The organism is Carbonatibacter coralli (genome assembly GCF_039592655.1).
Classification (GTDB): Bacteria; Pseudomonadota; Alphaproteobacteria; order Kiloniellales; family Kiloniellaceae; genus Carbonatibacter; species Carbonatibacter coralli.
Genome location: NZ_JBBUTJ010000001.1, coordinates 477,738 through 491,396, shown reverse-complemented (window position 1 = coordinate 491,396; position 13,659 = coordinate 477,738). Strand labels below are relative to the sequence as shown.

The window sequence follows — 13,659 nt, the reverse complement described above, 5'->3', positions numbered from 1 at the left end:
TCGCTTTTTTGTTGGAATTCTGCGGGAAACCGCGGGGAAAACCGTGCTTTGAGCAGGAGTCGTTGTCTTCTGTTATCCGAAAGTGGGTGGGGATTTTTTAACTATCTATTTTTGTAGTTGATAGAAAATTAAAGAAAATGTACTTTATCTAAATAATTAGGCAGACATGAGATCACACAACGGTGGTGGCTCGCGATGCAGGACAGAGAAACAGAAACCGCAAAAGGCGGGAAAAGACGCGTTGAAAAAGGGGACAGAATGGGTGGGGTAAATGAAGGCGCTCTGATTGTGAGCGCCAAGCAGCGAACGCGTTTGAAAAAGATTTTGGCACTGGTGGACTCAAGTGTGGAGGGAGAGTCCCTGGCGGCCCTGACGAAGCTGCGCAGTCTTCTGGCAACAGAGGGTGTGACGCTTTCCGATCTTTTGCTTGAGTCAGAAAACAGATGCCAGCAAAGGCTGGCGGGCCTTGAGGGGGATCTGGATAGCCTGAGGCTCCAGCACGCCAGACAGGAAATGGTCATTTCCGCTCTGAATGAAACCGTCGAGCAGAGACAGCGGGAATACGAAGCCCTGCTCGAGGGCAGTCTTGCGTTACAGCGTGAGTCCGAAGGCCTGAAGAAGGCACTGGAGCTGCAGGCTTCTGTCTCCAGAGACCGCCAGTCTTCCATTCAGCAGTATCAGGCTGACCTGCAGGGACGGAACTGGGCGCTGGAACGCAAGGAGCAGGAGCTTCGATCCTGGAAAAGGATTGCGCAGCAGGCCAATCGTCAGGTCTGGCAGTTGCAGCAGGAGCTGGAAAAGCTCAAGGCGAGACTGTCTGAATTGCTGACGCAACGAAAGCCCGGGAACAGAAATCATCTGGATGCCTTGCAGGCCTATGAAAGTTTTGAACGACCTGTGGAGGCAGAGGGGAAGCGCGTAAAGCCTGTGTGTTTCGTTGGCGAACAGGCTGTGAACCTGCCTTTTGCTCCCTTGCGTGATCCTGAGACCGGAGCCCTTGTTTCGGAGGGGCAGCTTGGGCATCCGGCACTCAAGGCCGGAAAGAAGGAAGAGGGCAGACAGGGTGAATTCTGGAATGCAGATCTCTTCGGTTTTGAGGATGAAGCTCTGTCGGTTGACCGGTCAAAAGGTGGGCGGAGAGACAACTGATCATGGCGGGAGATGGAGCAAAAAAGCCCCGGAACGCCGCTGATCACGAAGGCTTTGTTCGAGGGTTGCATCAACTACAGGAAACCTTGTCCAGATCCGCTTCCGACATGGAGAAGTGGACAGGGTGGGCAAAGGAAATGCTTCAGGCGCGCGATGCCGAGATTTCTGCCCTGCGGGACCGTATTGATGCGCTGGAGGAGCGTTTGAACCGCGCAGAGGATGAGGGGAAACCGTCGCTCAGCAACGCGGAAAAGCGGATCGCCATCACCAGCTTTCTGATGGATCCGGAACGCGCCAAATGGTCGGACCGGGAGATTGCCCGCCAGGTCGGGGCTTCTCCCCAGACTGTTGCCAACTGGCGTCAGAAGCTGGATGCCCCGGCTCCGGAAGGGCGTGTGGTCATGCGTGGCGGCAAGCTCTTTGAAATGGACACCCGCAAGATCGGAACCAAGGGTGGTGATACGGCGCACTGATTGCGAAAAAAATGACAGCAAGTCAAAAGCGCACCCGATTGGAGTGCGCTTTTGTTTTTCAGCAACAGGATTGTTTGTGTTTGACGGGCTTTTGTCCGAGATAGGTTTCTGCGGACAGATAGAAGTCCGTAAAGGCCTCTTCAAAGTCCGGAGCGACAGACGCCTCTGCCAGGCCGGTTTCGAGGAGGGCTTCCTGCCATGCCTTCACTTTGGGATAGCCTGCAAGAAAGTTGTATCTGCTGTGCTTCTGAATAACAGCTGCGCGGTGCAGAAGCGGCAGCCAGGCGAGGTCAATGTTGCTGAGCTGTTTGCCTTTGAAAAAGGGGCCGTCGGTTAGGGCCGCTTCAGCCTTTTGAAAGGCTTTTTCCAGTTTGGCAGACCGTTCGCCGAGGGTTTCCGGATCAGGACTGCGCTGCGCGGAGCACTGTGTCAGGTAATGCTTGGTGGCCTGATAGTTCCAGGCGCGATCAAGGGCACGTTGTTCCGGTGTGATGTTTTGTTCGAGAGGTGGTGTGACCTCGTCGAGATACTCGGCAATGGCATCTGATTCAAAAAGGGCATGGCCGTCTGGTGTGATCAGGACGGGAACCTGCCCGGTTGGAGAGAGCTCCAGAAACCACTGCGGTTTGTCACGAAGGCTGATGAATTCGACCTCATAGGGTATTTCCTTGGCTTCGAGAAGTGCGGTAATCCTTTGTACAAAAGGACAGATTTTAAAACTGATTACTTTGAACATCTTGTTTGGTCTCCAGTCTGTTCCAACGGGTTCATCCCCTAAGACGTGGAGGTGCCAAAAAAGACGAAAAAAAGTTTCAGCACTTGTAGCGCTGAGGATCTTTGGGCTGGTAATCGATGACCTGGCCAAAGCGATCAAGGGAAAACTGGCAACAGTCTTCGTAGAGCTTGCGCAGCATACGGCGGCTTTTCCCGAGGCGGGATTTCAGGGTGCTGTAGGGGATGCCCCTGCGTTCTGCGAACTCTTTCTGGCTCTGGCCCTCTATATCAGTGGCAAGCAGCAGTTCCGCGTTCTCGCGGGGCAGTGCCCTGATAAAGGGCGTGATGCAATGGCTCAGCTCTGCCTGTGTCAAAACCTCTTCGGAAATCTGAAGCTGATCCGGATTCAGTGGTTCATGAACCGCTTTCCTGCGTCTGTAAAAATCAATGACGGTGTTGCTGGCTATTCTGAACAGCCAGGGTTTGACCTTGTCGGAGTCAGACAGGCTGTCCAGATTTTTGTAAGCCTTGATCAGGATTTCCTGCAGCAGGTCCTCAACGTCGGAAGGATTGGATATCCTGGCATGCAGGAATCCCCTGATGCTGTTCTGATGGTCTTTCCAGAGGTTTTCCAGCTGCATGAAAGAAATCCGGTGTTTTGAGAGGGAACAGGGGAAGGATACCCCGTAATGGAGCGGACAATAAAGAGGCAGCGTTATGGCAGCGTCAACTGTTGTGCAGGTCAGAACGGTGATTGTTGCCAGGGCATGTCGGATCCGGGAACAGGAGCAGAATGGCTGATGGCAGTGCGCGCAGTTCCCGGGAATGGCAACGGTATGCGACGTTCCGGGTCCGGATTTGATGCGCGGAGCCTGTGTCGCGTTTCCATTGGGCTCGAATGACGAGAAGAAAGCTTTTCGGGGCTGATCTGTTTCAAGGTGAAAGACTGTCAGGAAGATGGTGCCGCGAGACAGAATTGAACTGTCGACCCCGTCATTACCAATGACGTGCTCTACCACTGAGCTACCGCGGCGCGTCGGACTGGCTCTTTGAGGACATGCGTTCTGTGTCAATCTTGGAGAGCCGCTTCCCCGGAATGAAGCGTCGGGGAAAATGGTGCCGCGAGACAGAATTGAACTGTCGACCCCGTCATTACCAATGACGTGCTCTACCACTGAGCTACCGCGGCACATCTGACGGGGCCGTATATGCCCCGTTGATGGTTTCATTGCAAGATCAAAATGCAAAAAAGACAAGAAAAAACCTTTTGGTGAGGCCGGGCATCAGGCATAAAAGTCACAGATGAATTTACCGGATGCAGGAGATACGGGCTGTGAGTGAAAAAGAACGCGCTCCCCTTCAGAAACCGGGTGAAAAAAAGGGACCGAATGGCAAAAGCAGCCAGGAGGAGCGAATGGAGCGACAGGCGCAGGCCTTGCGCGCCAATCTGAAACGAAGAAAATCCCAGATGCGCGAGCGGATGGATAAGGAATAAGGTCCCGCAAGGGGGGACGGCTGGCCACAGGGCTGGTGGACTATTAGGGAAAGCGGAGAAACGGAAGTATGTCTATTCTTTCGGACAAATGGATTCGTAAGCAGGCTGAAAATCATCAGATGATTGAACCCTATGTCGAGGGGCAGCGTCGCGAAGGGGTGATTTCCTACGGTGTAAGCTCCTATGGCTATGATGCCCGGGTTGCCGACGAGTTCAAGATCTTCACCAATGTTCACAATGCCATTGTGGATCCGAAGAATTTCGATGATCGCAGCTTTGTTGAACACAAGGGGGACGTCTGTATTATCCCACCGAACTCCTTTGCCCTGGCGCGCACGGTTGAATATTTCCGTATCCCGCGGGATGTGCTGGTGATCTGCCTCGGCAAATCCACCTATGCCCGCTGCGGTATCATTGTGAACGTCACTCCGCTGGAGCCGGAGTGGGAGGGACATGTAACGCTTGAGTTCTCCAACACAACCCCGTTGCCAGCCAAGATCTATGCCAATGAAGGTGTCTGTCAATTCCTCTTCCTGAAAGGCGATCAGCCCTGCGATGTTTCCTATGCGGATCGCTCCGGAAAGTACATGGGACAGCGCGGTGTTACCCTGCCGCGTCTCTAGACTGTTCCACATGTAATCAAAAACAGGCCTTACCTGATCGGGAGGCCTGTTTTCCTTTGTGGGCAAACCTTGCAGAAAATGGGTCCCTTTTGCCAAAGTCCGGACCTGCTTCGAACGCATTTTGCGGAGAGACTGCAGGGGATCGGCCTGTTTGGTGGCCGAATTCTCTCCTTGCACTAAGGCCGCTGCCTGTTAAAAAAAGAACGACTATTTTGGGCCTTCGTTCTGTCCCAGCGCAGTGATCTTGCTTTTTCGGGAAACTATTATGGATCAAATTCGAATTCGCGGTGGCAATCCGCTGAACGGTAAAATTCACATCAGCGGTGCCAAGAATGCTGCGCTGCCCCTGATGACAGCGAGCCTCCTGACGGACGAAACACTGACCCTGCGCAATCTTCCCCATCTGGCGGATATTACAACCCTGGCCAACCTTCTGGTTCAGCACGGGGTCGATCTGCACCTGAACGGACATGATTCTGCTGAAGCCTGCAGTGGACGTGTGATGGAGATGAAGGCGGGAACCATTACCTCGACACGTGCCCCCTATGATCTGGTGCGCAAGATGCGTGCATCCGTTCTTGTGCTGGGACCACTGCTTGCCCGCGAAGGCCATGCCGAGGTTTCCCTGCCGGGCGGCTGCGCGATTGGAACGCGTCCTGTGGATCTTCACCTGCAGGGCCTTCAGGCGCTTGGTGCGGAAATCGAGTTGAAGGAAGGCTATGTCCACGCGCGTGCTCCCGGGGGACTTGTCGGTGGCCATGTGCTTTTCCCGAAGGTCTCTGTCGGAGCGACGGAAAATCTGATGATGGCGGCCTGCCTTGCGAAGGGCAAAACGACGCTGGCCAATGCTGCGCGCGAACCCGAGGTCGTCGATCTTGCAGAGTGTCTGATCGGTATGGGCGCGCAGATCGAGGGCGCCGGGCAGGACGTTATCACCATCGAGGGTGTCGACAGGCTTCACGGTCACACTCACACGGTCGTTGCGGATCGTATCGAGGCGGGAACCTATGCAATGGCTGCCGCTGCAACGGGGGGTACGCTTGAACTGATGGGCGCGCGGGCGGATCACCTGCGGGCGATGATCGACCAGCTTGCACCCTGTGGTCTGCGTATCGAGGAGATCGAGGGCGGCCTGCGGGCCAGCCGGGCCAACGGGATTATCGAGGGTGTCGATATCATGACAGAGCCCTTCCCGGGTTATCCGACCGACCTGCAAGCCCAGACCATGGCACTGATGACGACGGCCCAGGGCGCGTCCATGATCACGGAAACAATCTTTGAAAACCGTTTCATGCACGTTCCCGAGCTTTGCCGCATGGGCGCAAACATTACGGTGCACGGTTCCTCTGCCCTGGTGCGTGGCCAGCCGGAGCTGATGGGGGCCGAAGTCATGGCAACCGATCTGCGCGCGAGCTTCAGCCTGATCCTTGCCGGGCTTGTGGCAAAAGGCGAGACCGTGTTAAATCGTGTCTATCATCTGGACCGCGGTTATGAACGCGTCGAAGAGAAACTTGCAGCGTGCGGTGCGGAAATTATAAGGGTTCAGCAGAACGGAGAATAATCCTGTGAACGATCAGCAGAGCATGAACGGCGAAGTCAAAGGTTTGAAAATCCGGGTGGGCGATCACGAGGATCTGCGTTCCATGGCAAGTCTGCTTCAGGATGCCCTTGTGCCGTTGCGTGATGTTGCCTGGCTGCCGACCGAACGCCGTTTTGTGATGGTGGTCAATCGTTTCTGCTGGGAAAAACTGCCTGCTGAAATCCGCGAGCGTGCATCCACTGCGCCCGATCAGGGCGGAGAGGACGCCAGCTTTACCGATGTTGAGGATCTGCCGAATTTCTATCGCGTGAACACGGGGATCTGTTTTGACCGGGTTGTCGGGGTGCAGGCGAAGGATATTGACCTGTCCGACAAGGATCAGATCCTCAATCTTCTGACCATTGCGAGTGATCCTGACAGCAAGAGCACTGTTGTTCTGCATTTTTCCGGTGGCGGTGCCGTGCGCCTTAAAACCTCGGGCATTCATTGCCATCTGGACGATATTTCCGAGCCCTGGCCCTCCCTCAATCAGCCACGACATGATGTGAAGGGCTCTGGCGAGGCCGAACAGGACCCTGCTTCATCCTGAAGCACAGAGCGTTTTTTCCCGTTTTTTTGGCGCGCAAGACTGTTCATTTTCCCTGAACTGTCCTACAAGCCTTTCATGAAACCCTCCTGCAGGCGCGGGAGGAATGCCACCTCGAACAAAGACTTGATGTTATGCCCAACAGCGATCCTCTGATTCTTGCCGTTCCCAAAGGTCGCATTCTCAAGGAGCTTCTGCCCTTGATGAAGGCGGCTGATCTGATCCCGGAAGATGCTTTCTTTGATGACAAGTGTCGTCAGCTTCGCTTTGCAACAAACCATGCGGATGTGGAAATCATCCGTGTGCGCAGCTTTGATGTTGCGACCTTTGTTGCCTTTGGCGCAGCACATTTCGGCGTGGCTGGCAGCGATGTGATCATGGAGTTCGACTACCCGGAAATCTATGCCCCGGTCGATCTGGATATCGGGCATTGCCGCATTGCGGTTGCCGCCCCGCGCAAGCTGGCCGAGAAGGATGACCCGAGTCAGTGGAGCCATATCCGTGTGGCGACAAAGTATCCGCATATCACGCAGACCCATTTCGAGGCGCGGGGAGTTCAGGCCGAATGCATCAAGCTGAACGGTGCGATGGAACTGGCCCCCAATCTGGGGCTGTGCCGTCGCATTGTTGATCTGGTGTCTTCCGGTGCAACCCTGAAGGCCAATGATCTGGTCGAGATCGAAAACATTGCCGAGATTTCCTCGCGCTTTATCGTCAACCGTGCAACCCAGAAAACCCAGCCTGAAGTGATCAATGAATGGATTGCCCGCTTCCAGTCGGCTGTTGATGCCAAGAAAAACGCCTAGGGGGAGGATGCGACCGTTATGACCATGCAGCTTTCTACCCGCGATCAGGGCTTCGAGCAGGATTTTGGCCGGCTCATGAATGCCAAGCGCGAGAGTTCCGTTGACGTAAACGAAGCCGTTGAAGCGATCCTCACGCAGGTTCGGGAACAGGGTGATGCAGCCCTGATCGAACTCAGCAAGAAGTTCGATCGCATCGATCTGACGCCTCAAACCCTGCGGATTACGGCAGAGGAGATTGACCGTGCTGTTGCCGAGTGCAGGGAAGAAGACCTTGCAGCCCTGCGCCTTGCGGCAGAGCGTATTGCGGCCTTCCATGCGCGTCAGAAACCCGAAGATTTGTCCTACACGGACGAGGTTGGTGTGCGTCTGGGGCACCGCTGGACAGCTGTCCAGGCCGCGGGCATCTATGTGCCGGGCGGGCTGGCGAACTACCCGTCCTCTGTTCTCATGAACGCACTTCCCGCCAGAGTGGCAGGGGTGGATCGCATTGTGATGGTTGTGCCTGCTCCCGACGGGATTTTGAACCCGCTGGTTCTGGCTGCAGCGCGTGAAGCAGGTGTGACCGAGATTTACCGTGTTGGTGGCGCGCAGGCTGTGGCGGCACTGGCCTACGGGACAGAGACCATTGCACCTGTCGATGTGATTGTTGGCCCGGGTAATGCCTATGTTGCTGCTGCCAAGCGCCAGGTTTTCGGAACGGTTGGTATCGACATGATTGCGGGGCCGTCCGAGGTGCTGGTGGTGGCTGATGGCAAGAACGATCCGCGCTGGGTGGCTGCCGATCTTCTGGCCCAGGCCGAGCATGATGCCTCTGCGCAGTCCATTCTGATCACGGATGATGCAGCCTTTGCCGAAGAGGTTGAGCGGGCTGTCCAGGTGCATTTGCAGAGCCTTTCGCGCAGCGAGATTGCAGGGCAGTCCTGGAAAGACAACGGAGCGGTTATCCTTGTCGAGGACATGGACGAGGCGGCGCGTCTGACAGATCGTCTGGCACCGGAGCACCTTGAGCTGGCTGTTGACGATCCGGATGAACTGGCCGGAAAGATCCGCAACGCCGGGGCCATTTTCCTGGGGCGTCATACGGCGGAAGCCATTGGTGATTATGTTGCCGGTCCCAACCACGTTCTTCCGACAGCGCGATCAGCGCGTTTCTCTTCCGGCCTGTCCGTGCTTGATTTCATGAAGCGGTCTTCCATGATGTCCTGTTCCGAACAGGGTTTGCGGGCCATCGGTCCGGCGGCTGTAACACTGGCAAAGGCTGAAAGCCTGACGGCGCACGCCCTGTCTGTGTCCCTGCGTCTCGACAGTCTGGATGCCGAAGATTAAGGTGCTGATTTTTCAGCAAGGCCTTTTCTGAAATCCAAAGGGCTGCCATAGTGATCCTCCGGGATTGATTGTGGCAGCCCTTTTTGTATTCTGTTGTTACCGATCCGGACTTTCTGTTGCCAGGAACCTCAAGCTGCCGAGATGTCAGAAGAAAAAGACGAAACCAAGCCTCATGGACAGGATGACATCGTCATTCCGCCTGATCGCCATCATTATCTGGCGCACGTTGTTCTGGATGAAACAACAGTGGGGCGGCGTAATCCTGATATCGAAAAGGAACGGGCCATTGCGACCTATGATCTTCTGGAGGAAAATTCCTTCCTGCCTGTCGGATCGGATCATGGGCCCTATTTGCTGACCCTGTCACTGATCGAACGCCGCCTGCGCTTCAATGTCCAGCGCGAGGATGGAGCCCCCTTGTGCGAGCATATCTTTTCCCTGTCTCCCCTTCGCCGGGTCATGCGGGAATATTTCGAGGTCTGTGACAGCTATTACGAGGCGATCAAGACGGCTTCACCCTCGATGATCGAGGCCATTGATATGGGACGGCGCGGTTTGCACAATGACGGGGCTGATATTCTCAAGCAGCGCCTGCAAGGCAAGCTGGAGATGGATTTCGATACGGCCCGGCGTCTCTTTACCCTGATTTGCGCCCTGCATGTGAGGACCTGATCTCCATGCTCTTCATGCCCGAGGCCATACTTTTTGCCTGCAGCTTTAACTCTGTCCGCTCTCCGATGGCGGCTGCCCTGTTGCGTCAGCTGACGGACAACCGCGTCTATGTTGAATCTGTCGGGGTGCGCGCAGGTGATCCGGACGGCTTCATGATTGAGGTTATGGCAGAAATCGGGATCGATATGTCGGCTCACGAGGCCAAAACCTTTGAAGAACTTGATGACAGCTATTTCGATCTGATCATTTCCCTTTCTCCGGAAGCCCAGCACTCGGCTGTCGAGATGACGCGGACCATGGCCTGCGAACTGGAATTCTGGATGACTTTTGATCCGACCTATGTGGAGGGAAGCCGCGAGACACGGCTTGCGGCCTTCAGGCAGGTGCGGGACTCCCTGCATTTGAAGCTGCGTGAACGCTTTATGCTTTTTGACAAATAGGGTTTTGCGGCTTTCGCAAGCGCGTTCCTGCTGTTAAAGAGAAGGTCTGAATGCGAAGGACCCTTTTCATGACCATGACTTTTACCCGTCATTCCTCAGTACCTTTCGTGCTGGCCTCTGCTTCTCCGCGCCGCAAGGAGCTGCTGGGACAGGTGGGGATTGCAGCCGATGTCATCGATCCTGCTGATATTGACGAAACGCCGGGCAGGCTCGAGCAGCCAATCCCCTATGCGAAGCGCATGGCGCGGGAAAAGGCTGAAGCTGTGGCTGCGCGACATCCGGGTTCCTTTGTGCTGGCGGCGGATACTGTTGTGGCGCTCGGGCGTCGCATTCTGCCCAAGGCCGAGGACGAAAGGACAGCGCGTCACTGTCTGGAAATGTTGTCCGGCCGTCGTCATCGCGTTATGGGCGGGCATGCGCTTGTCTTGCCGGATGGTCGTATCTGTGAACGACTGGTGCAGACTGTTGTGCGCTTCAAGCGCCTCGAAAAAATCGAGATCGACGCCTATATCGACAGCCGCGACTGGGAAGGCAAGGCCGGGGGCTATGCCATTCAGGGCAATGCCGTTGGCTTCATCCCGGCAATCAATGGTTCCTACAGCAATGTGGTTGGTCTGTCCCTGCCGGAAATCCTGGCGCTTTTGAAGGGCAATGGCTTCTGAGAAGGGGGCTGGAAAGATGACGCAGCGTGATTACGGAGACGGTCTCTATCTGGACAGCTGGCCCGGCGAACTTCGCCTGGCCCTGATGAAGAACGGACGGCTGGAGGATTATTGTCTGGAGCGTTCCTCCCGTCCTGTCCTCAATGGCGCACTCTTTGCCGGGCGTGTTCGCAAGGTGCAGGCGGAGCTGGATGCAGCCTTTGTCGATCTTGGCAGGGGTGTTCCGGATGGTCTCCTGCCTTTGAATCAGGTCGAGGAAAAGGACCTCAGCCAGAACGGAACAGTGGCAGAAGGTCAGTGGCTGGCCTGCCGGGTTCAAAGAGAGGCTTTTGAAAACAAGGGGCCTCGTCTGACAGCTCGCCTGTCCAATGCAGAACGGGAAAGTGTTCAGAGTCGGATCAGGGAAAATGGAAAGGCAGGTCTGATCTCCCGCCCTGATCCTCTGGAGCACTGGCTGGAGCCCTATCGTAAAACCGGGTTGCCTTTTTATTTCACGCAGTCGGATCAGCTTGCGCGTTTCAGGGGGCTGCCCGGAGGGCTGGGAACACTTGTTCCGGAGCACTGTCCGCAGGAGACAGCACTGTTCGAGCGCGCGAGGATTGAAGAGGAGCTGGATGCCTTGCTGATGCCGGAGGTTCCCTTGCCATCCGGTGGCTCCCTGCTGATTGAGCAGACGCGGACTCTTTGTGCCGTTGATGTGAACGCCGCGCAGGGACTGGCTGCGGGAGGTTCTGCAAAGAAGGCAGCGCTCAGGCTCTCGCTTGAAGCCGTCGGGGAATTGATGCGCCAGTTGCGCCTGCGCAATATTGGCGGGCGTGTTGTTGTGGATCTCCCGGTCTTGAAAGGCAAGGCGGAAATCGGTGAACTCTTTTCCAGTCTTAAACGCTGGGCACTTTGTGATCCCGTTTCTGTCAAGCTCTTGCCCTTGCACCTTTCCGGGCTTCTGGAACTGACCCGTCACCGCAAGGGACATGCGTTGCGGGACCTTATGGCTGTTCCGGCCGGACTCGATGGCATGGGCGCCAGACTGTCGGGAGAATCGCTGAACTACCGGTCCTGTCGTGCTGTCTTGCGCGAAGGCCTCCCGGCATGGCAGGCTTTGCCGGAGGAAAAAAAGAAGGCCATTCTGGACTCGCCTCTGGGGGAGGCTCTGCAAGTCCGTACAGGCCTGAGATTGACGCTGTAGACTGTGGAAGGATTGAAATGAACGCAGACGCCAAAAAGAATGACTCCGCGGTGCCGGGCTGCACGCTGTGCGGAAAGCCTGTTCAGGCGAAATACAAACCCTTCTGTTCGAGCCGTTGTGCGGATGTGGATCTGAATCGCTGGCTGAGCGAAAGTTACAGGATTCCAAAGCCTTTGCATGAAGCGGATCCGGAAGAGCTGGAAGAGGTTATTGCCGCCCTGGACGGGGAAGGGGATTCTACCCTGCAATAGGGCGGATGATCCTCTGGCAAGTCCTTGATTTTTAGCCCTGAAAACTTTTTTGCATTTTTGTTGTGAAAGGGCTGGACAGGACCGGAACGATTTTCTATAAGCCTCTCATCGCAACGCGGCAACACAGACTGCACCGCGAAAAATGACAGGCCCGGGTAGCTCAGTTGGTAGAGCAGCGGATTGAAAATCCGCGTGTCGGTGGTTCAAATCCGCCCCCGGGCACCATTCCTTCCGAATGGTTCCAGTCGATACCGGATGGTGTCGGCTTTTTTTGTGTCCTGACACCGGGAAATGGCAGGGTGCCGAGAGGACGTCAGGCGCTTTGTTTCGGGACTGTGTTGTTGGTCAGCCCGAAGTCCGGAAGGCTGCTTTTGCTATTCCCTTTGCCGACAGGACCGGATTGTATTATCTCTGACTTAAACATTTATATTTATTCATGTTTGTGGATTGAAAATGCAGCATTCGCCTGAAGGTTCCTCCCAAAATGTGCTGTACCTTGGTCTGGTCAGCTTTTTCACCGATCTGGCCAGTGCGATGATCAATCCCGTTGTGCCGCTCTTCCTCGTGATTGTGTTGCAGGAAGGTGTGGACAAGGTCGGCCTGATTTTGGCGATTACCTCGATGATTTCCTACGGTCTGCGCTTTGTCTGTGGTGCTCTGAGTGACCGGTTCGACAGCAGCAAGCCCTTGCTGATCACGGGATACGGTCTGTCGGCCCTGACAAAGCCCCTGCTGGCCTTTGTTGGCGGGTGGCAGGGCGTTGCGCTTGTCCGCTCAGCAGAACGGCTGGGCAAGGCCTTGCGCGCTGCGCCGAAAGACAGGCTCATCGGGTTGTCGGGAAAGAAGGGGAGTGAGGGAAAGAGTTTTGGTCTTCACAAAACCTTTGATGTTGCAGGTGAGTTCTGTGGTCTTTTTGTTCTGCTGATTGTCCTGTTTGCTCTGGGGACTTCGGAAAGTGTCTTTCGCGGCGTTTTTCTGGCGGCTCTCATTCCCGGAATTCTTGCCGTTTTGATTTTGGCCGTCTTTGTTCGTGACAGATCGTCCCCTCTCAAAAAGAAGCCTTCCGTCCGGTTTCATCTTGATCGCGAACTTCGCAAACCGGTCATCGTTTACTGTGGCATGTCACTCTTCATGTTCAGTGAAGCCTTTTACGTCGTTCTGGCGAATGAGCGCGATTTCAAAATGACTTCGATCCTGATGGTGTTGATTCTCATGCGTGCTGTTCAGCTTTTGCTGAGTTACCGGGTTGGAAAGCTGGTGGACAAATACGACAGTACCCTTCTGTTGAACACTGGTTACGGGTTCGGGTTACTGGCCCTGATCGCCTTGCTGGACTCATCTGCTTACACATTGGTTTTGGCTTTCCTGCTGTTCGGTATCAGTGATGTTGTCCTTCTGAACGCTATCCGGGCGAAGATCAGCAAGGATGCCCGCGAGAAGGGAGCGGCTTTCGGAGCCTTCTATCTTCTGCACGCGATCTGTCTGGCCGCAGGACTTGCATTGCTCGGTTATGTCTGGGAGGCCTATGGCATTCAGGCGGTGCTGATTTTCTCGATTTCCGGGATGGGCCTCTGTTTTTTGATCCAGTTGGTCGTGCCCGCCGGCAAAGCTTCAAGACCCGACGTCGAATTGCAGGAATAGGCTTGGAGGGCTGTTTTGCAGTTTTTGCCCGATTTGCTCTGGGCAAGGAAGAGAGAGACGTCGACAGCTTCTGCCGGGAGAATGCGACGCCTGCC

Annotated in this window: 16 protein-coding genes and 3 tRNA genes; 15 read left to right on the top strand and 4 right to left on the bottom strand. The window is 55.4% G+C overall.

What is annotated here, in order from left to right:
- Nucleotides 1-258: 258 nt before the first annotated feature.
- Nucleotides 259-1,149: a hypothetical protein gene (locus tag AAAH10_RS02155; RefSeq protein ID WP_343560084.1), complete on the top strand. Its 891-nt coding sequence runs from the start codon at nucleotides 259-261 to the stop codon at nucleotides 1,147-1,149.
- Nucleotides 1,150-1,256: 107 nt separating this feature from the next.
- The gene (locus AAAH10_RS02150) at nucleotides 1,257-1,622 is read left to right on the top strand and encodes a helix-turn-helix domain-containing protein (protein WP_343560083.1); all 366 of its coding nucleotides are present in this window, start codon (nucleotides 1,257-1,259) and stop codon (nucleotides 1,620-1,622) included.
- Nucleotides 1,623-1,680: 58 nt separating this feature from the next.
- On the opposite strand, the gene AAAH10_RS02145 is transcribed toward AAAH10_RS02150, so the two are convergent.
- The 4 genes from AAAH10_RS02145 to AAAH10_RS02130 form a co-directional block, all read right to left on the bottom strand.
- Nucleotides 1,681-2,358 (bottom strand): glutathione S-transferase family protein, encoded by a 678-nt coding sequence (locus AAAH10_RS02145; protein ID WP_343560082.1) that lies wholly within the window; start codon nucleotides 2,356-2,358, stop codon nucleotides 1,681-1,683.
- Nucleotides 2,359-2,434: 76 nt separating this feature from the next.
- Complete coding sequence (gene sigZ, locus AAAH10_RS02140; protein WP_343560081.1) at nucleotides 2,435-2,977, bottom strand: RNA polymerase sigma factor SigZ; 543 nt, start codon at nucleotides 2,975-2,977, stop codon at nucleotides 2,435-2,437.
- Nucleotides 2,978-3,294: 317 nt separating this feature from the next.
- Nucleotides 3,295-3,369, bottom strand: a tRNA-Thr gene (locus AAAH10_RS02135).
- 81 nt (nucleotides 3,370-3,450) lie between these two features.
- A tRNA-Thr gene (locus AAAH10_RS02130) sits at nucleotides 3,451-3,525 on the bottom strand.
- 144 nt (nucleotides 3,526-3,669) lie between these two features.
- On the opposite strand from AAAH10_RS02130, the gene AAAH10_RS02125 reads away from it, so the two are divergent.
- The 13 genes from AAAH10_RS02125 to AAAH10_RS02065 all read left to right on the top strand — a co-directional run bounded on the left by AAAH10_RS02125 (nucleotide 3,670) and on the right by AAAH10_RS02065 (nucleotide 13,564).
- Nucleotides 3,670-3,831, top strand: coding sequence for a hypothetical protein (locus tag AAAH10_RS02125; protein ID WP_343560079.1), 162 nt, complete (start codon nucleotides 3,670-3,672; stop codon nucleotides 3,829-3,831).
- 68 nt (nucleotides 3,832-3,899) lie between these two features.
- A complete protein-coding gene (gene dcd / locus AAAH10_RS02120; RefSeq protein WP_343560077.1) occupies nucleotides 3,900-4,454 on the top strand; it encodes a dCTP deaminase in 555 nt (184 codons plus the stop codon).
- Nucleotides 4,455-4,719: 265 nt separating this feature from the next.
- Nucleotides 4,720-6,015 carry a UDP-N-acetylglucosamine 1-carboxyvinyltransferase gene (gene murA, locus AAAH10_RS02115; RefSeq protein WP_343560075.1) on the top strand — a complete coding sequence of 432 codons (1,296 nt, stop codon included), beginning with the start codon at nucleotides 4,720-4,722 and terminating at the stop codon, nucleotides 6,013-6,015.
- Nucleotides 6,016-6,019: 4 nt separating this feature from the next.
- Nucleotides 6,020-6,583: a DUF2948 family protein gene (locus AAAH10_RS02110; RefSeq protein WP_343560072.1), complete on the top strand. Its 564-nt coding sequence runs from the start codon at nucleotides 6,020-6,022 to the stop codon at nucleotides 6,581-6,583.
- Between the two features lie 131 nt (nucleotides 6,584-6,714).
- Complete coding sequence (gene hisG / locus AAAH10_RS02105; RefSeq protein WP_343560070.1) at nucleotides 6,715-7,386, top strand: ATP phosphoribosyltransferase; 672 nt, start codon at nucleotides 6,715-6,717, stop codon at nucleotides 7,384-7,386.
- Between the two features lie 18 nt (nucleotides 7,387-7,404).
- Nucleotides 7,405-8,712: a histidinol dehydrogenase gene (gene hisD / locus AAAH10_RS02100; protein WP_343560068.1), complete on the top strand. Its 1,308-nt coding sequence runs from the start codon at nucleotides 7,405-7,407 to the stop codon at nucleotides 8,710-8,712.
- Nucleotides 8,713-8,853: 141 nt separating this feature from the next.
- Nucleotides 8,854-9,384, top strand: coding sequence for a UPF0262 family protein (locus AAAH10_RS02095; protein WP_343560066.1), 531 nt, complete (start codon nucleotides 8,854-8,856; stop codon nucleotides 9,382-9,384).
- 5 nt (nucleotides 9,385-9,389) lie between these two features.
- The gene (locus AAAH10_RS02090; RefSeq protein ID WP_343560064.1) at nucleotides 9,390-9,824 is read left to right on the top strand and encodes an arsenate-mycothiol transferase ArsC; all 435 of its coding nucleotides are present in this window, start codon (nucleotides 9,390-9,392) and stop codon (nucleotides 9,822-9,824) included.
- A 68-nt stretch (nucleotides 9,825-9,892) separates the two neighbouring features.
- A complete protein-coding gene (locus AAAH10_RS02085; RefSeq protein WP_343560062.1) occupies nucleotides 9,893-10,486 on the top strand; it encodes a Maf family protein in 594 nt (197 codons plus the stop codon).
- A gap of 16 nt (nucleotides 10,487-10,502) precedes the next feature.
- Nucleotides 10,503-11,672, top strand: a complete 1,170-nt coding sequence (locus AAAH10_RS02080; protein WP_343560061.1) for a ribonuclease E/G — start codon at nucleotides 10,503-10,505, stop codon at nucleotides 11,670-11,672.
- A 17-nt stretch (nucleotides 11,673-11,689) separates the two neighbouring features.
- Nucleotides 11,690-11,923 (top strand): DNA gyrase inhibitor YacG, encoded by a 234-nt coding sequence (locus AAAH10_RS02075; RefSeq protein ID WP_343560059.1) that lies wholly within the window; start codon nucleotides 11,690-11,692, stop codon nucleotides 11,921-11,923.
- Nucleotides 11,924-12,072: 149 nt separating this feature from the next.
- Nucleotides 12,073-12,148, top strand: a tRNA-Phe gene (locus tag AAAH10_RS02070).
- A gap of 228 nt (nucleotides 12,149-12,376) precedes the next feature.
- Entirely contained in the window at nucleotides 12,377-13,564 is a 1,188-nt protein-coding gene (locus tag AAAH10_RS02065) for an MFS transporter (protein WP_343560057.1), read from the top strand.
- Nucleotides 13,565-13,659: the final 95 nt, after the last annotated feature.

Coding starts and splice junctions, on each gene's coding strand:
- AAAH10_RS02155 (WP_343560084.1), top strand. CDS start 259: ATGGGTGGGGTAAATGAAGGCGCTCTGATTGTGAGCGCCAAGCAGCGA.
- AAAH10_RS02150 (WP_343560083.1), top strand. CDS start 1,257: ATGGAGAAGTGGACAGGGTGGGCAAAGGAAATGCTTCAGGCGCGCGAT.
- AAAH10_RS02145 (WP_343560082.1), bottom strand. CDS start 2,358: ATGTTCAAAGTAATCAGTTTTAAAATCTGTCCTTTTGTACAAAGGATT.
- sigZ (WP_343560081.1), bottom strand. CDS start 2,977: ATGCAGCTGGAAAACCTCTGGAAAGACCATCAGAACAGCATCAGGGGA.
- dcd (WP_343560077.1), top strand. CDS start 3,900: ATGTCTATTCTTTCGGACAAATGGATTCGTAAGCAGGCTGAAAATCAT.
- murA (WP_343560075.1), top strand. CDS start 4,720: ATGGATCAAATTCGAATTCGCGGTGGCAATCCGCTGAACGGTAAAATT.
- hisG (WP_343560070.1), top strand. CDS start 6,715: ATGCCCAACAGCGATCCTCTGATTCTTGCCGTTCCCAAAGGTCGCATT.
- hisD (WP_343560068.1), top strand. CDS start 7,405: ATGACCATGCAGCTTTCTACCCGCGATCAGGGCTTCGAGCAGGATTTT.
- AAAH10_RS02095 (WP_343560066.1), top strand. CDS start 8,854: ATGTCAGAAGAAAAAGACGAAACCAAGCCTCATGGACAGGATGACATC.
- AAAH10_RS02090 (WP_343560064.1), top strand. CDS start 9,390: ATGCTCTTCATGCCCGAGGCCATACTTTTTGCCTGCAGCTTTAACTCT.
- AAAH10_RS02085 (WP_343560062.1), top strand. CDS start 9,893: ATGACCATGACTTTTACCCGTCATTCCTCAGTACCTTTCGTGCTGGCC.
- AAAH10_RS02080 (WP_343560061.1), top strand. CDS start 10,503: ATGACGCAGCGTGATTACGGAGACGGTCTCTATCTGGACAGCTGGCCC.
- AAAH10_RS02075 (WP_343560059.1), top strand. CDS start 11,690: ATGAACGCAGACGCCAAAAAGAATGACTCCGCGGTGCCGGGCTGCACG.
- AAAH10_RS02065 (WP_343560057.1), top strand. CDS start 12,377: ATGCAGCATTCGCCTGAAGGTTCCTCCCAAAATGTGCTGTACCTTGGT.